The sequence below is a fragment of the Streptomyces sp. JK94 genome, assembly GCF_053613315.1.
Map to the genome: position 1 here is coordinate 1 of NZ_JBSICH010000003.1, position 23,424 is coordinate 23,424.

Sequence of the window (23,424 nt, forward strand, 5' to 3'; positions counted from 1 at the left end):
GTGTGTTGTTGTTGTGGGGGGGGGTTGGGTGGTGGTTTTTCATCCCCACCCCCCCCCCCCCCGCCCGTCGCCGTTCGATCTACCCGTCGGTAGCATCCTGGTCATGGCAGACACGCAGCAGGTTGACGCGAAGGCCGAGCGCGAGGCGGCCCGGCTGGCCCGGCGGATCGACTCCTTCTCGAAGGCGCACGGCGGCGCCGAGGGCCAGGTGGCCTACCTCGGTGAACGCGGCGCCCGGATCGTGCTCGTCGGCGCGGACGGCGCCTGGGGCGACCTCGTCGCACGCTCCCACGGAACCGCGCGCAGGGCCGTGGAGAAGTCGGGCATCACCGTCCACGAGGACTTCGACGGCGAGTTCGCGGCCAAGGTGGAGACCGGCCCCTACGAGTGGTCGCGCATGGCGGGCATCCAGGTGGGCGGACCGAGCAACACCTGAGACCGGGTCCACCCGTTAGGACCGCAGGAAGCCGCACACGGTCCCGTCACGGGGAGTCCGGATGATCGAAACGCCGTTCCTGGTGGACCAGTACTGCCACGGCGTCCTGAGGACGGAGCTGGGCCTCGGCACCTTCGAGGCCCGGCTGGCCCGTACCGAGGGCCCGCCCGCACCGGGCACCACCCTCTTCGACACCCAGACCGGCTTCGCGGTGCGCCGCTGGTGCCCGCCCCTGCTCGGCCTGGAACCGCACTGCCCGCCCGCCCGCTACCTCGCCCGGCGCCGCGAGCTGGGCGTCCTGGAGGCGGAGCGCCGGCTGCTGCGGGGCAGCGGCATCACGACCTACCTGGTCGACGCGGGGCTCCCCGGCGACCTCACCGGACTCGCCGAGATGGCCAGCGCGGCGGCGGCCGACGCCCACGAGATCGTGCGCCTGGAGCTGCTGGCCGAGCAGGTCGCCGACACCTCCGGCACCGTCGACGCCTTCCTCGCCAACCTCGCCGAGGCCGTGCACGGCGCCGCCGCGGGCGCGGTCGCCTTCACCTCGGTCGCGGGCGTACGGCACGGTCTGGCGCTCGCGCCCGAACCTCCCGGCCCGGGCGAGGTACGCGGCGCCGCCGGCCGCTGGCTGACCGGACGCGAGGTCGGCGGCGAGCTGAGCGACCCCGTGCTGCTGCGCCACCTGCTGTGGAGCGCCGTCGCCTCGGGCCTGCCGCTCCAGCTGCACGCCGGCCTCGGCGAGCCGGGCCTGCGCGTCGACCGCACCGATCCGGTCCTGCTGACGGACTTCGTGCGGGCCACCGCCGGACTGGGCACCGACCTGGTCCTGCTCCACGGCTACCCGTACCACCGCCACGCCGCCCACCTCGCCGGTGTCTTCCCGCACGTCTACGCCGACTCGGGCGCGGCCCTCGTACGCACCGGCGCCCGCGCGGCGACGGTCCTCGCGGAGATCCTGGAACTGGCCCCCTTCGGCAAGATCCTGTTCTCCAGCGGCGCCCAGAGCCTGCCCGAACTGCACGTGGTCGCCGCCCGCCTGTTCCGCGACGCCCTCGGCCGGGTGCTCGGCGCCTGGGTGGCCGAGGGGGCGTGGTCCCTGGGGGACGCGCAGCGGGTGGCGGGGATGATCGCTTCGGGGAACGCGAGCCGGGTTTACGGGCTGCACTGAACGGACCAAGCTGGGCGGATGCCGACCGACACCCTGCTCGACCGCTTCGTGACGGGTCTGATGCCGCTCGCCCCCGTCGCCGTCTGGGCCCACGGCTCGCTGGCCGGCGGCGACTACCAGGAGGGCCGCAGCGACCTCGACCTGATCGCCGTGCTGGAGCACCCGGTGACGGTCCGTACGGCCTGGCGGCTGGGTCTGCTGCACGCCCGGCTCCGTGCCGAGCCGCTCGCCCCGAAGATCCACTGCACCTATCTGTCGCCCGGCACCGTCGAGGACTCCGGGCGCCGCCACCTGACCCGGGCCCACGAAGAGCTCTACAAGCGGACGGTCACCCCGGTCACCCGGAGCGAACTCCACGGTTTCGGGCGTGTCCTGTACGGTGCACCGCCGAAGGAACTGCTGCCGCCGGTGCCGGAGACCGAGCTGGCGGAGTTCGTCGTCCGGGACCAGCGGGACTTCTGGCGGCCGGTCGTCCGCCGGCCCGCTGTGTGGCGGCAGGACGTCTGGGTCGATCTCGGCCTGCTCACCTTCGCCCGCGCCACCGTCACGCTGCGGGACGGCCGTCTGATCAGCAAACGCGAGGCCCTGGACGAACTGCCCGGCCTCGGGGCCCCCGACGAGGTCGTCCGGGACATCACGGAACGGCGCTACGGAAGCCCCGCGGACCCCGCCGACGGGTGGCTCGCCCGCCGGGCGGAGCTGACCCGGAGCTACCTGGGACCGGCCATCGACACGCTGGTCGCCTCGTACTCCTGAACCGGCACCCCGGGCGCCGTCCCGTCCGGCCGCTCGCGCAGCGCCAGCAGCACCCGCAGCGTCGCGATCCACACCAGGCAGGAGCCGAACATGTGCAGGGCGACCAGGACCTCGGGCAGGTCGGTGAAGTACTGCACGTAGCCGATGACGCCCTGGGCGAGCAGCACCAGGAACAGGTCACGGGTGCGGGCCGACGGGCCCTTGGGCGCGTCGACCGCCCTCAGCACGAACCACAGGGCGAAGGCCAGCGTCACCACGATCCACGCCAGGACGGCGTGCGCCTTGGTCACCGTCTCCCAGTCGACCGGCATCCGCTCGACCTCACTGGAGTCGCCCGCGTGCGGCCCGGCGCCGGTGACCACCGTGCCGACCGCGATCAGCAGCGCGCAGACGACGGTCATCACCCACACCAGCTGCTGGACCGCCCTGCCGACCAGGGGGCGCGGTGCCGCGTCGCCCTCCCGGGTGCGCTGCCACATCACGGTCGCGACCGCGATCAGCGCACTGGACAGCAGGAAGTGCGCCGCGACGGTGTACGGGTTGAGGCCGACGAGGACCACGACGCCGCCGAGGACGGCGTTGCCCATCACGATCCAGAACTGCGCCCAGCCCAGCCGGGTCAGGCTGCGCCGGAACGGCTTCTGCGACCGGGCGGCGACGATCGCCCAGCCGACCGCCGCGCACAGCACGTAGGTCAGCAGGCGGTTGCCGAACTCGATGACGCCGTGCAGGCCCATCTCGCTGGTGGTGGTCAGCGAGTCGTCGGTGCACTTGGGCCAGGTCGGGCAGCCGAGGCCCGAGCCGGTCAGGCGCACCGCACCGCCGGTGATCACGATGACCACCGACATGGCGAGCGCGAGGAGGGCCGCCCGCCGGACCGTCCGGGGGTCCGGGGTCCAGCGCGCGGCGATGAAGGCGAGCGGGTTGCGCACGGCGGCGGCGGCGTCGGCGCGGGTCACGTTTGGCACGCCGTCCATCGTAGGCGCCCGCTTGTGCACGCTTTCACGAGGGTCCCGTCCGCTGTGTCCTTACTCCCAGCGGAAGAACGCCCCGGCGGCCGCGATCCCCGCGGCCCCCCACCCGGCGAGGATCCCCAGGTCGCCCCAGGGCATCGGGGCCCCGTGCTGGAGCACGTCCCGCAGGCCGTCCGACAGGGCGGAGATCGGCAGCAGGCCGAGCACGCTCCGCGCCGCGTCCGGGAACTCCTCCAGCGGCACGATCACGCCGCCGCCCACGAGCAGCAGCAGGAAGACGAGGTTGGCGGCGGCCAGCGTGGCCTCCGCCTTCAGGGTCCCCGCCATGAGCAGCCCGAGCCCGGAGAAGGCGGCCGTACCGAGGACCAGGAGCAGCAGCACGGCGAACGGGTTGCCGTGCGGCGACCAGCCCAGCGCGAAGGCGATCACGGTGAGCAGGGCGATCTGGAGCACCTCGACGACCAGGACGGACACCGTCTTCGCGGTCATCAGGCCCCAGCGCGGCAGGGGCGAGGCGGCCAGCCGCTTCAGCACCCCGTACCGGCGCTCGAAGCCGGTGGCGATGGCCTGCCCGGTGAACGCCGTCGACAGCACGGCGAGGGCCAGGATGCCGGGGGCGAGGAAGTCGACGGCCTCTCCGGCGCCGGTGTCGATGATGTCCACGGAGCTGAACAGGACCAGCAGCAGCGTCGGGATGATCACCGTCAGCAGCAACTGCTCGCCGTTGCGCAGCAGCATCCTGGTCTCCAGCGCGGCCTGGGCCGCGATCATGCGGCCGAGCGGCGCGGCGCCGGGCCGCGGCGTGTACGTGCCGGTGGTCGTCGTCATGGGCGCGGCTCCTTGCCGGTCGGCTCCGGGCTGTGTCCTTCCGGGGGGCGGCCCCCGGACCCCCGGCCGGTCCCCGTGCGGACCCGGGTCATGAGCGCAGCTCCTTGCCGGTCAGCTCCAGGAACACGTCCTCCAGGGTGTGCCGCTCCACCGAGATCCGGTCCGGCATCACCCCGTGCTGGGCGCACCAGGAGGTGACCGTGGCCAGCAGCTGGGGGTCGATCCTGCCGTTGACGCGGTAGGAGCCCGGGGTCGGCTCGACGGCGGCGGAGTCCGCGGGCAGCGCCTTGAGCAGGGAGGCGACGTCCAGTCCCGGCCGGCCGGAGAACCGCAGGGTGTTCTCGGCGCCGCCGCGGCACAGCTCCTCGGGCGAGCCCTGCGCGACGACCCGGCCGGCGTCGATGATGGCGACGTCGTCGGCCAGCTGCTCGGCCTCGTCCATGTGGTGGGTGGTGAGGATCACCGAGACGCCGTCGCCGCGCAGGTCCCGCACCAGGTCCCAGGTGGCGCGGCGGGCCTGCGGGTCCAGGCCGGCGGTCGGCTCGTCCAGGAACACCAGCTCCGGGCGGCCGACCACGGCCATCGCCAGGGCGAGCCGCTGCTGCTGGCCGCCGGAGAGCCTGCGGTACGCGGTCCGGCCGCACGAGCCCAGCCCGAGCCGCTCGATCAGCGCGTCGACGTCCAGCGGACGGGCGTGCAGCTTCGCCACGTGGCGCAGCATCTCGTCGGCGCGGGCGCCGGAGTAGACGCCGCCGGACTGGAGCATCACGCCGATCCGGGGCCGCAGCAGGGAGCCCTGTCGCACCGGGTCCAGGCCCAGCACGCGCACGGTGCCGGAATCCGGCTTCAGGTAGCCCTCGCAGGTCTCGACCGTGGTCGTCTTGCCCGCCCCGTTGGGGCCGAGCACGGCGGTGACACCCGCCCGGGCCGCCAGGTCGAGGCCGTCCACCGCGGTCTTCGTGCCGTACCGCTTCACCAGGGCCTGGACCTGGACCACGGGCTCGCTTCGCATGGGTCACGAGTCTAGGTACGCGGGCGGGGCCACGGGCGCGGGGGTGCGGGATCTCCTCCGGAGGGGTGGGCGTACGGGGTCCAGGAGGCTCACGGGGCTGGTGGTCGCCGGGTACGGGGGCGTACGGCGCTCGTGAGGCCGGGGCCCTGCGGGGGCGCCGGGAGGGCGTGCGGGCGCCTCCTTCGCGGGGCACGTCGAGAGGGCGGTGCGCGCAGGACGCGCGGGCCACCCTCGAAGCGGACCGCGGCGTCCGAGGGGCCGGTCGTCCGGGTCTGCGGCCGGCCGCCCTCCGGCCCCGTGCCCCCATGAGCGGGGCCGGTCGTCCGGGTCTGCGGCCGGCCGCGCTCCGGCCCCGCGCCCCTACGCGCGGGGCCGGTGCACGGGCAGCCAGCGCTCCGCGTAGGCGACCGCGTCCGCCAGTGGGAACAGCCGCGCGACGGCCGCGCCGACCCGTCCCCGCAGGACGGGCCGGTCCCGTTCGAAGTCGTGCCCCAGTTCGTCGAACCGCTCCGAGGTGATCGACACCTCGGTCACCCGCTCCCAGCCCACCGGCCCCGGCCGCCCCACCTCCACCAGCGGGGACGGAACCCGGTACTCGGCGAGATGGAAGCCGGTGCACGCCTCGTAACCGGCGCCCATGAGCAGCACCCGGGCGCCCAGCCGCTCCAGGGTCGCCAGCGGACTGCGCTCGCCCAGCCGGCAGTCGGCGGCGTGCCCGGCCACCACCTCGGCGGCGCGCGGGCCGAGGGCCGCGAAGGACGTCTGCGGGTGCGCACTGCGCAGGGCGCCCGGCCAGGTGCGCACGGTCTCGGGGACCACCCCGACCCCGCGCGAGGGCGTGATCAGGGGGTCGTAGGGGGGCATCGCGACGCGGACGGCGTCCCACCACTCCTCGGGCACCGGCGGGCTCCTCCACAGGGCCGGGTCCGAGAGGTCGCCGGTCTGGGTGGGGACCACCAGGGTGCCGTGCGGAGCCAGTGCGTCGAGCAGTCCCTGGACGACCGCGACGGGCCCTCCGCAGACCCATCCGAGGGAGCTGAGGGAGGAGTGCACGAGGAGCGTGTCGTCACTCCGCACACCCATCTCGCGCAGCCCGGCGGCGATCGTGCCGCGGGTGACGAGTGGGCCGGTGGGAGGGGGTGTGGGCATGACGCGGAGTGTCCCGCAGACCCGTTCGGGACGCCACCCGATTGATCGATCAAAGATCGTTTCCGCAGGTCACATTAGGTATACCTAAGTGACGCAGGGCACCGTCCGATGATCCGGACGCGGCTTGCCCGCCCCGGAGGAATTACGCAACAATGGCGTTGTGAAAAACGTTGGCGAGACCCCGCAGGAGGAACTCGCGACCGGTGAGCGGTCCACCCGCAACCGCGTCGCGCGCTCCATCCTGGACCACGGGCCGTCGACCGTCGCCGAGCTGGCCGGACGCCTGGGCCTGACCCAGGCCGCCGTCCGGCGCCATCTCGACGCACTGGCCGCCGACGACGTGGTCGAAGCCCGTGAGCAGCGGGTCTACGGCACGCGTGCGCGCGGACGGCCCGCCAAGGTCTTCGCGCTGACCGACTGCGGCCGGGACGCCTTCGACCAGTCGTACGACAAGCTGGCCGCCGACGCCCTGCGGTGGATCGCCGAGCAGCAGGGCGGGGAGCAGGCGATCGCCGCCTTCGCCCGGGCCCGGATCGCCGGCCAGGCCGGCGCGTACCGCAAGGCGGTCGAGTCCGCCGCCCCCGGCCGGCGCACGGAAGCGCTGGCCAAGGCCCTGAGCGCGGACGGGTACGCTGCTACCGCGCGGAGCGCACCCCACCCCCAGCAGGGCGAGCAGCTGTGCCAGCACCACTGCCCGGTCGCCCACGTCGCAGAGCAGTTTCCGCAGCTGTGCGAGGCGGAGACGGAATTTTTCGCCGAGCTGCTCGGTACGCATGTACAGCGGCTCGCGACCATCGCGCACGGCGACGGGGTCTGCACCACGTTCATTCCGAAGACCTCGCCCGCGCCGCCCACGGCGCAGGCACCCACGAACACCGCTCACGCATCTGCAAGCACGGCCGGGAGGAACCCCGCATGACTCTCCCCACGGAGACTGCTCACCCTGAGCTCGAGGGCCTGGGCAAGTACGAATACGGCTGGGCCGACTCCGACACGGCCGGCGCCTCTGCCAAGCGCGGAATCAACGAGGACGTCGTCCGCGACATCTCCGCGAAGAAGAACGAGCCGGAGTGGATGACCAAGCTCCGCCTCAAGGGCCTGCGCCTCTTCGAGAAGAAGCCCATGCCGAACTGGGGCTCGGACCTGTCGGGCATCGACTTCGACAACATCAAGTACTTCGTGCGCTCCACGGAGAAGCAGGCGGAGTCCTGGGAGGACCTGCCCGAGGACATCAAGAACACGTACGACAAGCTCGGCATCCCCGAGGCGGAGAAGCAGCGCCTCGTCGCCGGTGTCGCGGCCCAGTACGAGTCCGAGGTCGTCTACCACCAGATCCGCGAGGACCTGGAGGAGCAGGGCGTCATCTTCCTGGACACCGACACGGCCCTGAAGGAGCACCCGGAGCTCTTCAAGGAGTACTTCGGGACCGTCATCCCGGTCGGCGACAACAAGTTCGCGTCGCTGAACAGCGCGGTGTGGTCCGGCGGCTCCTTCATCTACGTGCCGAAGGGCGTGCACGTCGAGATCCCGCTCCAGGCCTACTTCCGTATCAACACGGAGAACATGGGCCAGTTCGAGCGGACCCTGATCATCGTCGACGAGGGTGCCTACGTGCACTACGTCGAGGGCTGCACGGCTCCGATCTACAAGTCGGACTCCCTGCACAGCGCCGTGGTCGAGATCATCGTCAAGAAGAACGCCCGCTGCCGCTACACGACCATCCAGAACTGGTCGAACAACGTCTACAACCTGGTCACCAAGCGCGCCGTGGCGTACGAGGGCGCGACCATGGAGTGGATCGACGGCAACATCGGCTCCAAGGTGACGATGAAGTACCCGGCCGTCTACCTGATGGGCGAGCACGCCAAGGGCGAGACCCTGTCCATCGCCTTCGCGGGCGAGGGCCAGCACCAGGACGCCGGCTCCAAGATGGTCCACATGGCGCCGAACACGTCGTCCAACATCGTCTCGAAGTCGGTGGCGCGCGGCGGCGGCCGTACGTCCTACCGCGGTCTCGTCGAGATCGGCGAGGGCGCCCACGGCTCCAAGTCGAACGTGCTGTGCGACGCGCTCCTCGTCGACACCATCTCGCGCTCCGACACGTACCCCTACGTGGACGTCCGTGAGGACGACGTGTCCATGGGCCACGAGGCGACCGTCTCCAAGGTCTCCGAGGACCAGCTCTTCTACCTGATGAGCCGCGGTCTGAGCGAGTTCGAGGCGATGGCCATGATCGTGCGCGGCTTCGTCGAGCCGATCGCCAAGGAGCTGCCCATGGAGTACGCCCTGGAGCTCAACCGGCTGATCGAGCTGCAGATGGAGGGCGCGGTCGGGTGACGGCCCGCCCCCGAAGCAGTCGCCAGATTTCTGACGTAGGAAGAGAGCAGACCGACAGCCATGGCTGAGGCTCAGAACATCCCCGTGGGGTCCACCACCGCGGGCCAGATCGCGGTGGCCGCCGAGTCGACCGTCGCCACGCGCATGAGCGCGCCCGCGTCCTTCGACGTGGCGGACTTCCCGGTCCCGCACGGCCGCGAGGAGGAGTGGCGGTTCACGCCGCTGGAGCGGCTGCGCGGGCTGCACGACGGCACCGCGGTCGCCACCGGCGACGGTGTGAAGGTCGACATCGACGCGCCCGAGGCCGTCGTCGTCGAGACCGTCGGCCGTGACGACGCGCGCGTCGGCAGGGCGGGCACCCCGGTGGACCGGGTCGCCGCCCAGGCCTACTCGGCGTTCGAGAACGCCGGTGTGATCACCGTCCCCAAGGAGACGGTCCTCACCGAGCCGATCCGCATCGCCGTGCACGGCGAGGGCGGCACCGCCTACGCCCACCAGGTCGTCGAGCTGGGCGCCTTCGCCGAGGCCGTGGTGGTCATCGACCACACCGGTGACGCGGTGCTCGCCGCCAACGTCGACTACGTCCTGGGCGACGGCGCCAAGCTGACCGTGGTCTCCGTCCAGGACTGGGACGACAAGGCCGTGCACGTCGGCCAGCACAACGCGCTGATCGGCCGCGACGCCACCTTCAAGTCGTTCGTGGTCACCTTCGGCGGCGACCTGGTCCGGCTGCACCCGCGCGTCGCCTACGCCGGTCCCGGCGGCGAGGCCGAGCTGTTCGGCCTGTACTTCACCGACCGGGGCCAGCACCAGGAGCACCGCCTCCTGGTCGACCACAACGTCCCGCACTGCAAGTCGAACGTCGTCTACAAGGGCGCGCTGCAGGGCGAGGACGCGCACGCCGTCTGGATCGGCGACGTGCTCATCGAGGCCGCGGCCGAGGGCACCGACACCTACGAGATGAACCGCAACCTCGTCCTCACGGACGGTGCGCGGGTCGACTCGGTGCCGAACCTGGAGATCGAGACCGGCGAGATCGTCGGCGCCGGCCACGCCTCCGCCACCGGCCGCTTCGACGACGAGCAGCTCTTCTACCTGATGGCGCGCGGCATCCCCGAGATCGACGCCCGCCGCCTGGTGGTCCGCGGCTTCTTCGCCGAGCTGGTCCAGCAGATCGGCGTCGCGGACATCGAGGAGCGCCTGCTCGTCAAGATCGACGAGGAGCTGGAGGCGTCGGTCGCATGACCTTCGTACGCGTCTGTGGAGCCGACGAGCTGGAGGAGGACACCCCGAAGCGGGTGGAACTCGACGGCACGCCGATCTCCGTCGTGCGGACCGAGGGCGAGCTGTTCGCGATCCACGACGTCTGCTCGCACGCGAACGTCTCGCTCGCCGAGGGCGAGGTCGACGACTGCCACATCGAGTGCTGGCTGCACGGCTCGCGCTTCGACCTCCGCTCCGGCAAGCCCGACAGTCTTCCGGCGACGCGCCCCGTCCCCGTATACCCCGTAAAGATCGAAGGGGACGACGTGCTCGTCTCCCTCACCCAGGAGTCCTGAGGCACCCATGGCAACGCTTGAAATCCGAGACCTGCACGTCACCGTCGAGGCCGACAACGCCACGAAGGAGATCCTCAAGGGCGTCGACCTCACCGTGAAGCAGGGCGAGACGCACGCCATCATGGGCCCGAACGGCTCCGGCAAGTCGACCCTCGCCTACTCGCTCGCGGGTCACCCCAAGTACACGATCACCGGCGGCACCGTCACCCTCGACGGCGAGGACGTCCTGGAGATGTCCGTCGACGAGCGCGCCCGTGCCGGCCTGTTCCTCGCCATGCAGTACCCGGTCGAGGTCCCCGGCGTCTCGGTCTCCAACTTCCTGCGCACCTCCGCCACCGCCGTCCGCGGCGAGGCCCCCAAGCTGCGCACCTGGGTGAAGGAGGTCAAGGAGGCCATGCAGCGCCTCAACATGGACCCCGCCTTCGCCGAGCGCAACGTCAACGAGGGCTTCTCCGGCGGTGAGAAGAAGCGCCACGAGATCCTCCAGCTGGAGCTGCTCAGGCCGAAGCTCGCGATCCTCGACGAGACCGACTCCGGCCTCGACGTCGACGCCCTGCGCGTCGTCTCCGAGGGCGTCAACCGCGTCCGCGAGACCGGCGAGGTCGGCACCCTGCTGATCACGCACTACACGCGCATCCTGCGCTACATCAAGCCCGACCACGTCCACGTCTTCGCGGCCGGCCGCATCGCCGAGTCCGGCGGCCCCGAGCTGGCCGACAAGCTGGAGGCCGAGGGCTACGAGGCATACACGAAGGGTGGCGTATCCGCGTGACACAGCTGCCGGGCCTCCTCGACACCGAGGCGATCCGCAAGGACTTCCCCATCCTGGACCGCCAGATCCACGACGGCCGGAAGCTCGTCTACCTGGACAACGCGGCGACCTCGCAGAAGCCGCGCCAGGTCATCGACGCCCTCAGCGAGTACTACGAGCGCTACAACGCCAACGTCCACCGTGGCGTGCACGTCCTCGCCGAGGAGGCCACGGCGCTGTACGAGGGCGCGCGCGACAAGGTCGCGGAGTTCATCAACGCGCCCTCCCGCGACGAGGTGATCTTCACCAAGAACGCCTCGGAGTCCCTCAACCTCGTGGCCAACATGCTGGGCTGGGCCGACGAGCCCTACCGCGTGGACCACGAGACCGAGATCGTCATCACGGAGATGGAGCACCACTCCAACATCGTGCCGTGGCAGCTGCTCGCGCAGCGCACCGGCGCGAAGCTCCGCTGGTTCGGCCTGACCGACGACGGCCGCCTCGACCTCTCGAACATCGAGGAGGTCATCACGGAGAAGACGAAGATCGTCTCGTTCGTGCTGGTCTCCAACATCCTGGGCACCCAGAACCCGGTCGAGGCGATCGTGCGCCGCGCCCAGGAGGTCGGTGCGCTCGTCTGCATCGACGCCTCCCAGGCCGCGCCGCACATGCCCGTGGACGTCCAGGCCCTCCAGGCCGACTTCGTGGCCTTCACCGGCCACAAGATGTGCGGTCCGACGGGCATCGGCGTCCTGTGGGGCCGCCAGGAGCTGCTGGAGGACCTCCCGCCCTTCCTGGGCGGCGGCGAGATGATCGAGACGGTCTCGATGCACTCCTCGACCTACGCCCCGGCGCCGCACAAGTTCGAGGCGGGCACGCCGCCGATCGCGCAGGCGGTCGGCCTGGGCGCGGCGATCGACTACCTCGGCTCGATCGGGATGGACAGGATCCACGCCCACGAGCACGCGCTGACCGAGTACGCGGTCAAGCGCCTCCTGGAGGTCCCGGACCTGCGCATCATCGGCCCCGGCACGGCCGAGGAGCGCGGCGCGGCGATCAGCTTCGCGCTCGGCGACATCCACCCGCACGACGTGGGCCAGGTCCTGGACGAGCAGGGCATCGCGGTCCGGGTCGGCCACCACTGCGCCCGCCCCGTCTGCCTGCGCTACGGAATTCCTGCGACCACGCGAGCGTCGTTCTATCTGTACTCCACGCCCGGCGAGATCGACGCGCTGGTCGACGGCCTGGAGCACGTACGGAACTTCTTCGGCTGACGGGACGAGCGAAGAGCATGAAGCTGGACTCCATGTACCAGGAAGTCATCCTGGACCACTACAAGAACCCGCACGGGCGGGGCTTGCGGGATGGCGACGCCGAGGTCCACCACGTCAACCCGACCTGCGGCGACGAGATCACCCTCCGCGTGAAGTACGACGGCACGACGGTCAGCGACGTCAGCTACGAGGGCCAGGGCTGCTCGATCAGCCAGGCGAGCGCCTCCGTGCTGAACGACCTGCTGGTCGGCAAGGACCTCGCCCAGGCGCAGCGCATTCAGGAGACCTTCCTGGAGCTGATGCAGTCCAAGGGCAGGATCGAGCCCGACGACGCGATGGAGGAGGTCCTGGAGGACGCGGTCGCGTTCGCCGGGGTCTCGAAGTACCCGGCCCGGGTCAAGTGCGCCCTGCTGAGCTGGATGGCCTGGAAGGACGCGACGGCCCAGGCACTGGACGGCGCCGACGCCGAGAAGGAGACGACGGCATGAGTGAGACCGTGGAAATGAAGCCGGCCTCCGAGGAGGAGGTCCGCGAGGCCCTGCTGGACGTCGTGGACCCCGAGCTGGGCATCGACGTCGTCAACCTGGGCCTGATCTACGGCGTCCACATCGACGACGCCAACATCGCGACCATCGACATGACCCTGACGTCGGCGGCCTGTCCGCTGACGGACGTGATCGAGGACCAGGCCAAGTCCGCCACGGACGGCCTCGTCAACGAGCTGCGCATCAACTGGGTCTGGATGCCGCCGTGGGGCCCGGACAAGATCACCGACGACGGCCGCGAGCAGCTGCGCGCGCTCGGGTTCAACGTCTGAGACGCACCCGTCTGAGACCACCGCACGGAGGAACGGCGGCACCCCTCGGGTGCCGCCGTTCCCGCATCCTCGGACGGGCGCGTTATGTACGCTCGTACACATGGGATATCTGCTGCTGGCCGGAGCCATCGCCGCCGAGGTCGCCGGGACCACCGCCATGAAGTACAGCGAGGGCTTCAGCAGACTGGTCCCCTCACTGCTGACCGCCGTCGCCTACGTGCTCTCCTTCGCGCTGCTCGCCCAGACCCTGAAGACCCTCGCCGTCGGCACCGCGTACGCCATCTGGGCCGGCGTCGGCACGGCCGCCATCGCCGCCATCGGCGTGGCGTTCCTGGGGGAGGGGATGACCGTCACCAAGGCGGCGGGCATCGCGCTGATCATCGTCGGCGTCGTCGTCCTGAACCTGGGCGGCGCGCACTGATGTCCCGCCGCCACGACCCCGGGCGACGCCAGCGCCTCGTCGACGCGGCGATCCGGGTCGTCGGGCGGAAGGGCATCGCCGGCCTCAGCCACCGCGCCGTCGCCGCCGAGGCCGACGTGCCCCTCGGCTCCACCACGTACCACTTCGCCACCCTGGACGAACTCCTGGTCGCCGCCCTGCGCCAGGCGAACGAGGGCTTCGCCCGGGTGGTCGCCGCCCACCCCGCCCTCGCGGACCCCGGCGCCGACCTCCCCGCCGGACTCGCCCGCGTCCTCGGTGCGTGGCTGGCCGGCGACCGTACGGGCGTCGAGCTGGAGTACGAGCTGTACCTCGCCGCCCTGCGCCGCCCCGCCCTGCGCCCCGTCGCCGCGGAGTGGGCGCAGGGCGTCGGCGGCCTCCTCGCCGACCGCACGGACCCCGTCACGGCCCGGGCCCTGGTCGCCGTGCTGGACGGGATCTGCCTCCAGGTGCTGCTGACGGACACGCCGTACGACGAGGAGTACGCGCGCGAGGTGCTGGCACGGGTGATCCCTCCGGCGCCGTGAGCGCGCAGGAGGGCGTCGCGGCGCCGGACCGCCCGGCACGCGAGACGGCCGCGGGGCCGGCTCGCTTCCACGGGCGGCGGCCGGTTAGGTTGCCCTCATGACCGACACGACTGCTCCCCGTACCACCGGCGCCGTGGCCGCCGGGCTTGCCACGATCGCCGCCGACGGCACCGTTCTCGACACCTGGTTCCCCGCCCCCGAACTCGTCGCCGAGCCGGGCCCGTCCGGCACCGAGCGGCTCGACGCCGAGCAGGCCGCCGCACTCCTCGGCGGCGGCGCCACCGCGGCGGTCGGTCCGGACGCCCGGCGCGGCGTCGAGGTGGTCGCGGTCCGCACGGTCATCGCCTCGCTGGAGGAGAAGCCGGTCGACACGCACGACGTCTACCTGCGCCTGCACCTGCTCTCCCACCGCCTGGTCCAGCCGCACGGCCAGAACCTGGACGGTGTCTTCGCCCACCTCGCCAACGTCGCCTGGACCTCGCTCGGCCCGGTCGCCGTCGACGACGTCGAGAAGGTCCGTCTCAACGCCCGCGCCGAGGGCCTGCACCTCCAGGTGACCTCGGTCGACAAGTTCCCGCGCATGACGGACTACGTCGCCCCCAAGGGCGTCCGCATCGCCGACGCCGACCGTGTCCGCCTGGGCGCCCACCTCTCCGAGGGCACCACGGTCATGCACGAGGGCTTCGTCAACTTCAACGCCGGCACGCTCGGCACCTCCATGGTCGAGGGCCGCATCTCGGCGGGCGTCGTCGTCGGCGACGGCTCCGACATCGGCGGCGGTGCCTCCACCATGGGCACCCTCTCCGGCGGTGGCAACGTGCGCATCGTCATCGGTGAGCGCTGCCTGGTCGGCGCCGAGGCGGGCGTCGGCATCGCGCTGGGCGACGAGTGCGTGGTCGAGGCCGGCCTCTACGTCACCGCCGGCACCCGCGTGACCATGCCCGACGGCCAGGTCGTCAAGGCCCGCGAACTCTCCGGCGCCTCCCACATCCTCTTCCGCCGCAACTCGGTCACGGGCACGGTGGAGGCCCGCCCGAACAACGCGGTGTGGGGCGGCCTGAACGAGATCCTGCACAGCCACAACTGATCCGCCGGGACCGATCCGCTGCCACCGATCCTCCACGACTGATCGTCCTGACTGATCCGCTGCCACTGATCGTCCACGACTGATCGTCCTGACTGATCCGCCGGGACTGATCCGCAGCGCCGATCCGCCGCGACCGACCGGTCACCACCGGTCGCCGGCGGCCCGAGTCGCCCTCCGGGCGGGCCCCGCGGGGCCCGCCCGGAGGGCGCTCGCCGTTCGAGGCCCGGTACCGCTTCGGCAGTGCGGTGACACGCGCCCGGTCGGCCGCTCCGTCGGGCTCGGGCTCGGTCGGGAGGACGCCGGGGCACGGCACGCGGAGCCCGCCCCACCAGTGGCGTCCCGGCCGCCCCACCCGCGGTGTCCCGGCCGTCCCGGACGTGGTGCCGGCCCGGGCCACGCGGCGTCTTCCGCCCGCCGCGCCGGCCGTGGGCGCCCGGGGTGGTGCACCGCCGTACGCGGGGAAGCCGCGTGCCTCGCGCGCCCCCCCCGCACGTACGGATGACTCCCCGTGACCTTCCGGTGGTCTTTGCGGATGAACGGGTGGACGCAGGGTCCGATCAGACGCCGATCAGACGAAACGAGGGGCCTGACATGACGAACGAGCGGGCGAGGACCGTAGTACGCCGGCTGGCCGGGGTGGGTGCCGCGGTACTGGTGTGCTGGGCCGCGGCGGGGACCGCGCATGCCGACGAGACCACCACGGGCTCCCACAACGGCCCCCGGGTCGGCCTCCTCAACGTCCACGTGGGGCAGATCGACGACCCGGCGGAGGACGTGCTGGAGCACACGCTGCTGTTCGGGGACGGTTACACCTGGAGCTGACCGGCGTCGGCGACCAGCTCCCCGTACGCCGCGAGCAGCCCGTCGGTGGTGGACCGGCCGGCGGGCCGCAGCGGCGCGCGCACCGGTCCCGCCGGCAGGCACGAGCGCGCCGAGGAGGGCCTTGACCGTGACCGTGCCGGGCAGGCCCGCCGCCATGACCGACTCCACGAGGGGGAGCGCCCGCCGCTGCAGCAGGGCGGCCCGCCCGGTGTCCCCGGCGTCGAAGGCGTCGAGGACGGCCCGCAGCAGTTCCGGTACGACGTTCGCGACCGTGCTGACGTACCCCGTCGCCCCGATCGCGTACAGCGCGAGGACCTGCTCGTCGCAGCCCGCGCAGTACGCCAGGCCGGTGCCGGCCAGGACCCGGTGGCAAGAGTGCCGGCCCCCCCAGCTCGTGTAGCTCCACTTAATTCTCCAGCGAGGTACCTGTAAGCGATACTGCCCGGTCAGACGGCGGACGAGGTGGGGGTAGTGCCGGTCGGCCGGGGGTACCCGGGGTGCTCCGAACCGAGAGGAGGCGGAACACCGTGACCGGGACCATGCACACCAGGCCGGTGCAGGACGAGCACCACTCCGTGGGCGAACTCGTCGGCCAGGCCACCGAACAGCTCTCCCGGCTCGTGCGCCAGGAAGTGGCCCTCGCCAAGATGGAGCTGGCCGAGAAGGGCAAGCGGGCCGGGCGCGGCGGCGGCATGCTGGGCGCCGCCGGAGCCATCGCGTACGTCGGTCTCTTCGCCCTGGCCGGCACGGCCGTCGCCGCGCTCTCGCTGGTGCTGCCCGTCTGGGCCGCGGCGCTCATCGTGACGGCCGTGCTCTTCGTGATCGCGGGCGTGCTGGCCATGACCGGCCGCGCTCAGCTCCGCCGCGCCGCACCCGCCAAGCCCGAGGAGACCCTCGGCAGCGTCAGGACCGACGTGGATGTGATCAGGGAAAGGGCGCATCGATGACCGACGCGACGAGCGGGGACGGCACCGGGGCCGGTTTCACCGCGCAGCCGGCCGGCGGGGCCAAGGGGCCGGACGAACTGCGCAGGCAGATCGAGCGGACCCGCAGCGAACTCGGCAACACCGTGGAGGAACTGGCGGGCAGGGCGGACGTCAAGGGCCGTGCCAGGGCCCGGGCCGCCGACCTCAGGGACAAGGCCGGTGCCATGACCGTCCAACTGCGCAGTTCCGCCGCGCAGGCGGGGCACACCGTGCAGCACAGGGCGAGCCGGGCCGGACACGCCGTGCAGGGCAGGGCCGGACAGGCCGGGCACACCGTGCGGGAGAAGGCGGGCAGGACCGGGCACGTCGCGCGGCGGCGGGTGCCGGGACGGGCGCGCGGTGCCGTCCGGGCCGGGCTCGGCCGTCCCCGTGCGCTGGTGGTCGCCGGGGCGGCGGCGGGCGCGGTGGTCGCGGCGGGCGTGCTGCGGCGCCGGCGTCGCGGGCACTGCTGACCGCGGTACGACGAGGGGCCTCCACGCGGGAGGCCCCTCGTCGTGCGTGTCCGCGCCGAACGGCGCTCGACCTCGACCTCGGTCGAGGTCACAGGGTGGTGTGTACGCCGGAGGCACCCGCAGCCGGCGACCGCCGAGCAGTGGAGTCCGGGCATGAGGGGATCGGCTCGGCGACGGCGCAGTGGGAGCGGGTGCGGAACTGGCCGGGACTGACCGAGGGCGGCGGGGTCGGCCGCTGCGACCACGCCCTCGGCCTCGTGCCCCGCTGAACCCGCCCCCACCGCACGCCGGTCACGGACGGAACCGAAGCACCTGCGGGTCGTGGTCGCTGACCTGGTCGTGGAACTCGGCGTTGATGTGCACGCTGTCGTACGACAGGCGCCCGCCCCACCGGATCGAGGGGCTGACCAGGATCTGGTCCAGGACCTGGCTGTTGCCCTGGTAGACGTACGAGTAACGCTCGCTCCGCGGCAGCGACTTGACCGCCGACCACAGCGCGCCGTCCTCCTCCAGGATGCGGGTGGTCCTCGAGAACTCGAAGTCGTTGATGTCGCCGAGGGCGATGACGTCCGCGTTTCTCTGGGTGGCGAGGACCTCCTTGACGAAGGTGTTCACCACCCGGGCCTGGAGGTGGCGCTGCGTCTCCGAGCTGCGGGACGGCGGCTGGTACTGCGCGGTCAGGCCCTGGTCGCCGCCCTTGGAGTTGAAGTGGTTGGCGATGACCACGACGGTGCGGCCGCGGAAGACGAACTCACCGGCCAGCGGCTTGCGGCTGTTCTCCCAGGCGGCGTTCGCGGGGTCCACGCGGCCGGGGGAGTGGGTCAGCGCCGCCTTGCCGCGCACCTTCGTCACCCCGGTCGCGGTGGTCGCGTCGCCGGCCCCGCGGTCGGTGAAGGAGACCCGGTCCGGGTTGAACAGGAACGCCTGGCGGATGTTGCCGCCGGGCTGGCCGCCGTCCGCGCCGTCCACCGGGTCGATGCCGCGCCAGTCGTAGCGCGGGCCGCCGGCCGCGACGATCGCGTCGATCAGCCTGCCGACCGTCGCGTCGGCGGCGACCGTACCGTCGTCCGTGGCGCCGTTGTCGTCCTGGATCTCCTCCAGGGACACGATGTCGGGCGACGCGAGGTGGTGCACGATCGCCTCCGCGTGCGCGGCGAAGGTGTCGTCGGACGGGTCGAGGTTCTCGACGTTGTACGTCGCCACCGCCAGCTCGTCCCGCTTCTGCGCACGGGTGGTCTCCCGCTCCGTACCGCCCGCGCGCAGCGTGCCGAGGGTGTTGGCGACCATCGTGTAGCCGCCGTACTGGTTGTAGTCCAGCGGCCCCGCGGTGGTGCCGGCCAGCGTGTCGCCCACGTTGGCCTCGGGGAAGTCGGCCGGCGTGCCCAGGGACTGGATCTGGAGCCGGCCGGTGTTCTGGGAGTCGTAGGAGCCGTACACCGTGCCGCCGCGGCGGTTGGCGTTCTCCCCGGGCTTCACCGTGACCCACAGCTCCGTGTACGGGTCGGAGGCGCCGACCACACGGGCGTCCGCGACCTGGACGTTCATGCCCTCCAGGGACTCGTAGTAGTCCAGGGCGTACGTCGCCGGCCGCAGCGTCAGGCCGCCCACCGAGCCGTTCGCGTCCTCGTCGCCCTCGGGGGCGTAGGCGCGCGGCACGGACCGGGCGGAGACGGTCGTCGCGGCCGGGACCGCGTTGCCGCGCGAGACGACGGTGAACGTCGGGCGGGTGATCTCGGTCAGCGACTGGTTGCCGGAGGACGTACCGCCGGGGACGTACTCCGTGACCGTGCCGGAGACGGTCACCGCGTCACCGACGGCGACCTCCGGGACGGAGTTGGTGAAGACGAAGACGCCCTCACTGGTGGCCGGGTCGGCGTCCGGCCGCGGGTCCTGGATCCAGAAGCCCCGGGAGCCGTAGCCGCGGACGCCGGTGACGATTCCGGCCACGTCCGTGACCTGCCGGCCCGCGTACGGCGACTGCCGGGTGTTGCCCTGGATGTCGTGGACGCGGACGGAGTCCGCGTGCGCGGGTGAGGTGAGGACGACGGTGGACGTCACCGAGCAGACGGCGGCGACGGTGAGCGCGGCGAGGCGCGCCGAGGACTTGCTGGCCAACGGAAATCCCTCCGGGGACGTGACAGAGCGCCGGGACGAGGGTGGGGCGCGAGGGGCCGCGGGACGCGCGTGGCCACGTGTCCCCCCGTTTTCTACGCGCGTCAATCTCCTGCCTGGCCGGACGAGTTGTCAAGGTTTCGGCCATGTACTGCACCCGTCGGGGAGATGAACCGGGCGGCATGGGTGGAAACCCGTCTAGGCTGAGCGGCTGAGCCGTACGGCACCCGGATGGTCGTACGGCCACTGAGACGCGGCCGCAGGGCCGTTGAGACGCGGCCGCACGGCCGTCGAAGGCGCGCGAGGAGAGAACAGGCGATGTCAGACAGCTCCACCCTGCCGCCCGCACGGCTGCGTCCCGAAGCCGAGCTGGCGGGCGACGCGCTGTCCACGCCGGTGCTCGCCCGGGCCGCGCGGCTGGCCCGCTGGGCCGGCCCGGACACCCGCGTCGACGCCGGGGGCGGGCTCGTCGAGGAGCAGCTGCCCGCGGCGGTCGCGGAGCTGGGGCTGACCGGGGACGACGCCGCGGCGTACGCGAGCGAGGCCTGGCGGATCGCCGTGGACACCGGGCTCGTCGAGATCACCGACGAGGAGGCGGGCACCGTCGCGGCGGGCGAGGACCTCGCCCTGCTCACCGACGGCTCTCCGCAGGACGTGCTCGGCGTGTGGCTCACCGCCCTGGAGGCGGTGCTCGCCGACGCGAGCGTGCCCGACCTCGACGACCTGGTCGACGCGATGGCCGAGGGCGGCGAGGTCGACCTGTCGTCCCTCGACTGGGACCCGCAGGCCGAGGCCGACTTCCTCGACGGTGTGCTCGGCAACCTCTACCTGCTCGCCGTCGGCGAGGACGGCCCCGGCGACGCCCCGGTGCCGCTGCCCGCGCTGGCGGCCTCCGTCATCGTGCCCAGCGACATGGGTGAGCCCACCAACGACGTGCTGGAGCAGGTGTCCGACGCGATGATGCGGCTGGACGACCAGTTCCGGCTGCTGGAGCCCATCGGCCTCGTCGCGTACCAGCCGGTCGACGAGGCGCTGATGGCCGACGCGGACGAGGAGCCCGCGGCGCCCGTCGACGAGGCCGACGTCGCCCGCTACGGCATGGTGCGGCTGACCCCGCTCGGACTGTACGGACTGCGCGCCCGGCTCCAGGAGGCCGGCTTCGACGTTCCCGCCGTCGGCGACCTCGCCGGCAAGGGCGCCGACGCGCTGCTCGACGGCACGGCCCCCTTCCCGCCGGCCGCGGCACACGCCGAGACCGAGCTGTGGCTGGCCGGCCGCGCTCCCCTCGACGCGGCCCGGGAACTGCTGGCGGCCGCGCGCGGCGCGGACACCGGCGCGCCCCTGCGCCGGCTGCGCTGCCAGCAGGCGCTGTCCCTGGTCGGCCCGGAGGCGGAGCCCGCGCTGCGGGAGGTCCTCGACGACGCCGAACTGGGCGGCCTGGCCCGGGTCTGGCTGACCGAGCACGGCGCCCGGGACGTCCCGGCCCCGCCGCAGGAGATGGTCTTCTGGCTGACCATCGACACCGTGGCCGCCCAGCTCGCCGCCGAGGGCAACTCCGAGGAGCTGCGGGCCCTGGTGGAGGGGCTGGCGCGGCAGCACAGCGGGTTCTTCGACACCGTCTGGCGGGTGGAGCACCCGGCCACGCCGGACGTCCTGGAGGCGATGGGGCGGCTGCACCCCGACAAGAAGGTCGCCAAGGAGGCCCGCAAGGCGGCGTTCAAGGCACGGTCGCAGCAGGGCGGCTGACGACGGACAGGGGGCCGGCACCCGGGCCGGTCCGGGCGGGCCCGCACCGCACGTGGCCGGACGGAGCGACGCGGGCCGCCCGGATCCGGGCAGGTCCGTACCCGGTCCGTACCCGGTCCGTACCCGGTCCGTACCCGGTCCGTACCCGGTCCGTACCCGGCCCGTACCCGGCCGGGGCGCGGGCGGGGCGCGGGCCGGGCACCCCGGCGCGGCGGGTGCGCACGCCCCCGAAGAGCGGAAGGCGCGCTGCCGGATTCACGCGATCCGGCAGCGGCGGGCGCGCACGCCCCCGCCGCGCGGGACGCCGCCGCACGGATTCACGCAATCCGGCGGGGAGAGGTCGCGCTCAGTTCAACCGCCGTTCAGGTGCGGGCGCGACCGTGACGCCGGGCCGAGGTCCGCCACTCCACTCCACGGCACGTCCACCGTCACAGGAGACACCATGTCGCTCACCCGCAGGGACTTCGCCGGCCGATCCGCGCTCACCGGCGCCGGGGTCGTACTGGCGGGCAGTGTCGGCGCTCTCGCCACCGCACCGAACGCCCTCGCCTCCACGGACACCGAGCGCGCGGGGGAGGAGCACGGCCAGGACCGCGGACCCGGGCACGACCACGGCGGAGTCGGTTACGGACCCCTGCTCCCCGACCCGGACGGCATCCTCGCCCTGCCCGCCGGCTTCCGCTACGAGATCATCACCTACTGCGGCCGGACCAGGCTGGAATCGGGCGAGTACACCCCCTCCAACCACGACGGCACCGCCACCTTCGACGGCCCGCGCGGCACCACCCTCCTCGTCAACAACCACGAACTCGGCGGCCACCGCGACGACTGGCCCCACCCCGTCCCGCTCACCGAGGGCCTCGTCTACGACCCGGCCGCCGCCGGCGGCTGCACGGTCGTCGAGGTCCGCCGCGGCGGACACGTCGCCGAATGGGTCGGCATCGCCGGCACCGCCACCAACTGCGCCGGCGGCAGCACCCCGTGGGGGACCTGGCTGACCTGCGAGGAGACCGAGGACAAGGCCGGCCAGGAGGGGATGACCAAGGACCACGGCTACGTCTTCGAGGTCGACCCCGAGGACCGGCGCGCCAACCTCGACCCCAAGCCGATCAAGGCCCTGGGCCGCTACGCCCACGAGGCCGTCGTCATCGACCCCCGGCGCGGCCACGCCTACCTCACCGAGGACGCCTCCGGCCCCAACGGCCTCCTGTACCGCTGGAGCCCGCCGGAGGGCTTCCGGCACGGCCGCGGCCGGCTGCGCACCCTCGCCGACGACGCCGGGGCGCTCCAGGCGTTCAAGTGCTTCGACTCCGGCGGCAAGTTCGTCGACGACCTCTCCCGCGCGACGAGGACCGGCACGGTCTACGGCGTCGACTGGGTCGACGTCCCCGACCGCGACGCGAGGACCACCTCCGTGCGCCGGCAGTTCACCACCGGGCAGGTCACCCGCGCCCGCAAGCTGGAGGGCATGTGGTGGGCCGACGGCGGCGCCTACATCGTCTCCTCGTTCGCCCGTGACGAGAGCCCCGGCCGCCCGCACGACGGCCAGGTCTGGTTCTACGACCCCAGCCGCCGCACCCTCACCCTCAAGGTCCTCCTCGGCGTCAACCCCGACCCGTCGGCGGACGGCGCCTTCGACGGCCCCGACAACATCACCGTCTCCCCGTACGGCGGCCTCGTCATCGCCGAGGACGGCGACGGAGTCCAGCACCTGTTCGGCGCCACCGACAGCGGACGCACGTACCCCATCGCCCGCAACGAACTGAACGTCGGCACCGAGGCGGAACCCGAGTACAGCGAGTTCACCGGCGTCACCTTCTCGCCCGACGGGAAGACCCTCTACGCCAACATCCAGGACCCCGGGATCATGCTGGCCGTCACCGGGCCCTGGAAGCGGCAGAAGCGCCGGTGATTCAATCGCTCGCCCGAGCGACGGCCGCCCTCCTACAGTGATGAACGTCCAGGTGCGAAGGCAGGACCTACTTCCACTGATAATGGGGCGGTCACGGGTGCGAGTCCCGTCACCGGCACAACGCGCCGGTGTAGCTCAGGGGGTCGGAGCACCTTGTCGGTTCCGCCGACCTGAACTCTGGACGACCAGTACTTCCTGCACCCCCCGGTGCGCGGACCGCGGCTCCTTCTCCTCCGGAGAAATCCGATGCCGCCGCCGACTCGATCTCGGGAGGCGCGGC

At 72.5% G+C, this 23,424-nt stretch carries 25 protein-coding genes, 1 tRNA gene and 1 pseudogene; 21 read left to right on the plus strand and 6 right to left on the minus strand.

What is annotated here, in order from left to right:
* Positions 1 to 103 precede the first annotated feature (103 nt).
* The 3 genes from ACVV2G_RS03070 (at position 104) to ACVV2G_RS03080 (ending at position 2,360) form a co-directional block, all read left to right on the plus strand.
* On the plus strand, positions 104 to 436 hold the full coding sequence (locus tag ACVV2G_RS03070; RefSeq protein ID WP_453840997.1) for a hypothetical protein: 333 nt from the start codon (positions 104 to 106) through the stop codon (positions 434 to 436).
* Between the two features lie 61 nt (positions 437 to 497).
* Positions 498 to 1,604: an amidohydrolase family protein gene (locus tag ACVV2G_RS03075; RefSeq protein WP_453840998.1), complete on the plus strand. Its 1,107-nt coding sequence runs from the start codon at positions 498 to 500 to the stop codon at positions 1,602 to 1,604.
* An 18-nt stretch (positions 1,605 to 1,622) separates the two neighbouring features.
* The gene (locus ACVV2G_RS03080; RefSeq protein ID WP_453840999.1) at positions 1,623 to 2,360 is read left to right on the plus strand and encodes a DUF4111 domain-containing protein; all 738 of its coding nucleotides are present in this window, start codon (positions 1,623 to 1,625) and stop codon (positions 2,358 to 2,360) included.
* Here ACVV2G_RS03080 and ACVV2G_RS03085 read toward each other — a convergent pair.
* From ACVV2G_RS03085 to ACVV2G_RS03100, 4 genes are all read right to left on the minus strand, one after another.
* The gene (locus ACVV2G_RS03085) at positions 2,315 to 3,337 is read right to left on the minus strand and encodes a COX15/CtaA family protein (RefSeq protein WP_453841000.1); all 1,023 of its coding nucleotides are present in this window, start codon (positions 3,335 to 3,337) and stop codon (positions 2,315 to 2,317) included. The genes ACVV2G_RS03080 and ACVV2G_RS03085 overlap by 46 nt on opposite strands.
* 51 nt (positions 3,338 to 3,388) lie before the next feature.
* Positions 3,389 to 4,162: an ABC transporter permease gene (locus tag ACVV2G_RS03090; protein WP_453841001.1), complete on the minus strand. Its 774-nt coding sequence runs from the start codon at positions 4,160 to 4,162 to the stop codon at positions 3,389 to 3,391.
* 88 nt (positions 4,163 to 4,250) lie between these two features.
* Positions 4,251 to 5,174: an ABC transporter ATP-binding protein gene (locus ACVV2G_RS03095; RefSeq protein WP_453841002.1), complete on the minus strand. Its 924-nt coding sequence runs from the start codon at positions 5,172 to 5,174 to the stop codon at positions 4,251 to 4,253.
* A 360-nt stretch (positions 5,175 to 5,534) separates the two neighbouring features.
* Positions 5,535 to 6,323 carry an AAC(3) family N-acetyltransferase gene (locus ACVV2G_RS03100; protein ID WP_453841003.1) on the minus strand — a complete coding sequence of 263 codons (789 nt, stop codon included), beginning with the start codon at positions 6,321 to 6,323 and terminating at the stop codon, positions 5,535 to 5,537.
* A 160-nt stretch (positions 6,324 to 6,483) separates the two neighbouring features.
* On the opposite strand from ACVV2G_RS03100, the gene ACVV2G_RS03105 reads away from it, so the two are divergent.
* The 12 genes from ACVV2G_RS03105 (at position 6,484) to ACVV2G_RS03160 (ending at position 15,936) form a co-directional block, all read left to right on the plus strand.
* Entirely contained in the window at positions 6,484 to 7,242 is a 759-nt protein-coding gene (locus tag ACVV2G_RS03105; protein ID WP_453841004.1) for a helix-turn-helix transcriptional regulator, read from the plus strand.
* Entirely contained in the window at positions 7,239 to 8,660 is a 1,422-nt protein-coding gene (gene sufB, locus ACVV2G_RS03110; RefSeq protein WP_003976894.1) for a Fe-S cluster assembly protein SufB, read from the plus strand. The genes ACVV2G_RS03105 and sufB overlap by 4 nt, the downstream gene beginning before the upstream one ends.
* Before the next feature lie 60 nt (positions 8,661 to 8,720).
* Positions 8,721 to 9,905, plus strand: coding sequence for a Fe-S cluster assembly protein SufD (gene sufD / locus ACVV2G_RS03115; RefSeq protein WP_453841005.1), 1,185 nt, complete (start codon positions 8,721 to 8,723; stop codon positions 9,903 to 9,905).
* On the plus strand, positions 9,902 to 10,219 hold the full coding sequence (locus tag ACVV2G_RS03120; protein WP_453841006.1) for a non-heme iron oxygenase ferredoxin subunit: 318 nt from the start codon (positions 9,902 to 9,904) through the stop codon (positions 10,217 to 10,219). Before sufD ends, ACVV2G_RS03120 begins: the two co-directional genes overlap by 4 nt.
* Before the next feature lie 7 nt (positions 10,220 to 10,226).
* The gene (sufC, locus tag ACVV2G_RS03125; RefSeq protein WP_453841007.1) at positions 10,227 to 10,991 is read left to right on the plus strand and encodes a Fe-S cluster assembly ATPase SufC; all 765 of its coding nucleotides are present in this window, start codon (positions 10,227 to 10,229) and stop codon (positions 10,989 to 10,991) included.
* Positions 10,988 to 12,244 carry a cysteine desulfurase gene (locus tag ACVV2G_RS03130; protein WP_453841008.1) on the plus strand — a complete coding sequence of 419 codons (1,257 nt, stop codon included), beginning with the start codon at positions 10,988 to 10,990 and terminating at the stop codon, positions 12,242 to 12,244. The genes sufC and ACVV2G_RS03130 overlap by 4 nt, the downstream gene beginning before the upstream one ends.
* Before the next feature lie 17 nt (positions 12,245 to 12,261).
* Positions 12,262 to 12,732, plus strand: coding sequence for a Fe-S cluster assembly sulfur transfer protein SufU (gene sufU, locus ACVV2G_RS03135; protein ID WP_007448280.1), 471 nt, complete (start codon positions 12,262 to 12,264; stop codon positions 12,730 to 12,732).
* Positions 12,729 to 13,061, plus strand: a complete 333-nt coding sequence (locus tag ACVV2G_RS03140; protein ID WP_007448279.1) for a metal-sulfur cluster assembly factor — start codon at positions 12,729 to 12,731, stop codon at positions 13,059 to 13,061. The genes sufU and ACVV2G_RS03140 overlap by 4 nt, the downstream gene beginning before the upstream one ends.
* A 100-nt stretch (positions 13,062 to 13,161) precedes the next feature.
* Positions 13,162 to 13,482, plus strand: a complete 321-nt coding sequence (locus ACVV2G_RS03145; protein WP_453841009.1) for a DMT family transporter — start codon at positions 13,162 to 13,164, stop codon at positions 13,480 to 13,482.
* The gene (locus ACVV2G_RS03150; RefSeq protein WP_453841010.1) at positions 13,482 to 14,027 is read left to right on the plus strand and encodes a TetR/AcrR family transcriptional regulator; all 546 of its coding nucleotides are present in this window, start codon (positions 13,482 to 13,484) and stop codon (positions 14,025 to 14,027) included. The genes ACVV2G_RS03145 and ACVV2G_RS03150 overlap by 1 nt, the downstream gene beginning before the upstream one ends.
* A 97-nt stretch (positions 14,028 to 14,124) precedes the next feature.
* Positions 14,125 to 15,114, plus strand: coding sequence for a 2,3,4,5-tetrahydropyridine-2,6-dicarboxylate N-succinyltransferase (gene dapD, locus ACVV2G_RS03155; protein ID WP_453841011.1), 990 nt, complete (start codon positions 14,125 to 14,127; stop codon positions 15,112 to 15,114).
* 591 nt (positions 15,115 to 15,705) lie between these two features.
* Positions 15,706 to 15,936 carry a hypothetical protein gene (locus tag ACVV2G_RS03160; RefSeq protein WP_453841012.1) on the plus strand — a complete coding sequence of 77 codons (231 nt, stop codon included), beginning with the start codon at positions 15,706 to 15,708 and terminating at the stop codon, positions 15,934 to 15,936.
* Here the strand turns inward: ACVV2G_RS03160 and ACVV2G_RS03165 are convergent.
* Positions 15,921 to 16,302 (minus strand): annotated as a pseudogene (locus tag ACVV2G_RS03165) (dihydrodipicolinate synthase family protein); the annotation flags it as partial. The gene ACVV2G_RS03160 and the pseudogene ACVV2G_RS03165 sit on opposite strands and share 16 nt — an antisense overlap.
* Positions 16,303 to 16,463: 161 nt before the next feature.
* Here ACVV2G_RS03165 and ACVV2G_RS03170 point away from each other — a divergent pair.
* From ACVV2G_RS03170 to ACVV2G_RS03180, 3 genes are all read left to right on the plus strand, one after another.
* A complete protein-coding gene (locus tag ACVV2G_RS03170; RefSeq protein ID WP_453841013.1) occupies positions 16,464 to 16,883 on the plus strand; it encodes a phage holin family protein in 420 nt (139 codons plus the stop codon).
* Positions 16,880 to 17,374, plus strand: coding sequence for a DUF3618 domain-containing protein (locus tag ACVV2G_RS03175; RefSeq protein WP_453841014.1), 495 nt, complete (start codon positions 16,880 to 16,882; stop codon positions 17,372 to 17,374). The genes ACVV2G_RS03170 and ACVV2G_RS03175 overlap by 4 nt, the downstream gene beginning before the upstream one ends.
* A gap of 140 nt (positions 17,375 to 17,514) precedes the next feature.
* The gene (locus tag ACVV2G_RS03180; protein ID WP_453841015.1) at positions 17,515 to 17,643 is read left to right on the plus strand and encodes a hypothetical protein; all 129 of its coding nucleotides are present in this window, start codon (positions 17,515 to 17,517) and stop codon (positions 17,641 to 17,643) included.
* A 22-nt stretch (positions 17,644 to 17,665) separates the two neighbouring features.
* Here the strand turns inward: ACVV2G_RS03180 and ACVV2G_RS03185 are convergent, their stop codons facing one another.
* Entirely contained in the window at positions 17,666 to 19,489 is a 1,824-nt protein-coding gene (locus tag ACVV2G_RS03185) for an endonuclease/exonuclease/phosphatase family protein (protein WP_453841016.1), read from the minus strand.
* Between the two features lie 315 nt (positions 19,490 to 19,804).
* Between ACVV2G_RS03185 and ACVV2G_RS03190 the strand changes: the two genes are divergently transcribed.
* From ACVV2G_RS03190 to ACVV2G_RS03200, 3 genes are all read left to right on the plus strand, one after another.
* A complete protein-coding gene (locus ACVV2G_RS03190) occupies positions 19,805 to 21,232 on the plus strand; it encodes a hypothetical protein (protein WP_453841017.1) in 1,428 nt (475 codons plus the stop codon).
* 442 nt (positions 21,233 to 21,674) lie between these two features.
* The gene (locus tag ACVV2G_RS03195; RefSeq protein WP_453841018.1) at positions 21,675 to 23,144 is read left to right on the plus strand and encodes an alkaline phosphatase PhoX; all 1,470 of its coding nucleotides are present in this window, start codon (positions 21,675 to 21,677) and stop codon (positions 23,142 to 23,144) included.
* Positions 23,137 to 23,262 (plus strand) — tRNA-Ile (locus tag ACVV2G_RS03200). The genes ACVV2G_RS03195 and ACVV2G_RS03200 overlap by 8 nt, the downstream gene beginning before the upstream one ends.
* Positions 23,263 to 23,424 lie beyond the last annotated feature (162 nt).

Coding starts and splice junctions, on each gene's coding strand:
- ACVV2G_RS03070 (WP_453840997.1), top strand. CDS start 104: ATGGCAGACACGCAGCAGGTTGACGCGAAGGCCGAGCGCGAGGCGGCC.
- ACVV2G_RS03075 (WP_453840998.1), top strand. CDS start 498: ATGATCGAAACGCCGTTCCTGGTGGACCAGTACTGCCACGGCGTCCTG.
- ACVV2G_RS03080 (WP_453840999.1), top strand. CDS start 1,623: ATGCCGACCGACACCCTGCTCGACCGCTTCGTGACGGGTCTGATGCCG.
- ACVV2G_RS03085 (WP_453841000.1), bottom strand. CDS start 3,337: ATGGACGGCGTGCCAAACGTGACCCGCGCCGACGCCGCCGCCGCCGTG.
- ACVV2G_RS03090 (WP_453841001.1), bottom strand. CDS start 4,162: ATGACGACGACCACCGGCACGTACACGCCGCGGCCCGGCGCCGCGCCG.
- ACVV2G_RS03095 (WP_453841002.1), bottom strand. CDS start 5,174: ATGCGAAGCGAGCCCGTGGTCCAGGTCCAGGCCCTGGTGAAGCGGTAC.
- ACVV2G_RS03100 (WP_453841003.1), bottom strand. CDS start 6,323: ATGCCCACACCCCCTCCCACCGGCCCACTCGTCACCCGCGGCACGATC.
- sufB (WP_003976894.1), top strand. CDS start 7,239: ATGACTCTCCCCACGGAGACTGCTCACCCTGAGCTCGAGGGCCTGGGC.
- sufD (WP_453841005.1), top strand. CDS start 8,721: ATGGCTGAGGCTCAGAACATCCCCGTGGGGTCCACCACCGCGGGCCAG.
- ACVV2G_RS03120 (WP_453841006.1), top strand. CDS start 9,902: ATGACCTTCGTACGCGTCTGTGGAGCCGACGAGCTGGAGGAGGACACC.
- sufC (WP_453841007.1), top strand. CDS start 10,227: ATGGCAACGCTTGAAATCCGAGACCTGCACGTCACCGTCGAGGCCGAC.
- sufU (WP_007448280.1), top strand. CDS start 12,262: ATGAAGCTGGACTCCATGTACCAGGAAGTCATCCTGGACCACTACAAG.
- ACVV2G_RS03140 (WP_007448279.1), top strand. CDS start 12,729: ATGAGTGAGACCGTGGAAATGAAGCCGGCCTCCGAGGAGGAGGTCCGC.
- ACVV2G_RS03145 (WP_453841009.1), top strand. CDS start 13,162: ATGGGATATCTGCTGCTGGCCGGAGCCATCGCCGCCGAGGTCGCCGGG.
- ACVV2G_RS03150 (WP_453841010.1), top strand. CDS start 13,482: ATGTCCCGCCGCCACGACCCCGGGCGACGCCAGCGCCTCGTCGACGCG.
- dapD (WP_453841011.1), top strand. CDS start 14,125: ATGACCGACACGACTGCTCCCCGTACCACCGGCGCCGTGGCCGCCGGG.
- ACVV2G_RS03160 (WP_453841012.1), top strand. CDS start 15,706: ATGACGAACGAGCGGGCGAGGACCGTAGTACGCCGGCTGGCCGGGGTG.
- ACVV2G_RS03175 (WP_453841014.1), top strand. CDS start 16,880: ATGACCGACGCGACGAGCGGGGACGGCACCGGGGCCGGTTTCACCGCG.
- ACVV2G_RS03190 (WP_453841017.1), top strand. CDS start 19,805: ATGTCAGACAGCTCCACCCTGCCGCCCGCACGGCTGCGTCCCGAAGCC.
- ACVV2G_RS03195 (WP_453841018.1), top strand. CDS start 21,675: ATGTCGCTCACCCGCAGGGACTTCGCCGGCCGATCCGCGCTCACCGGC.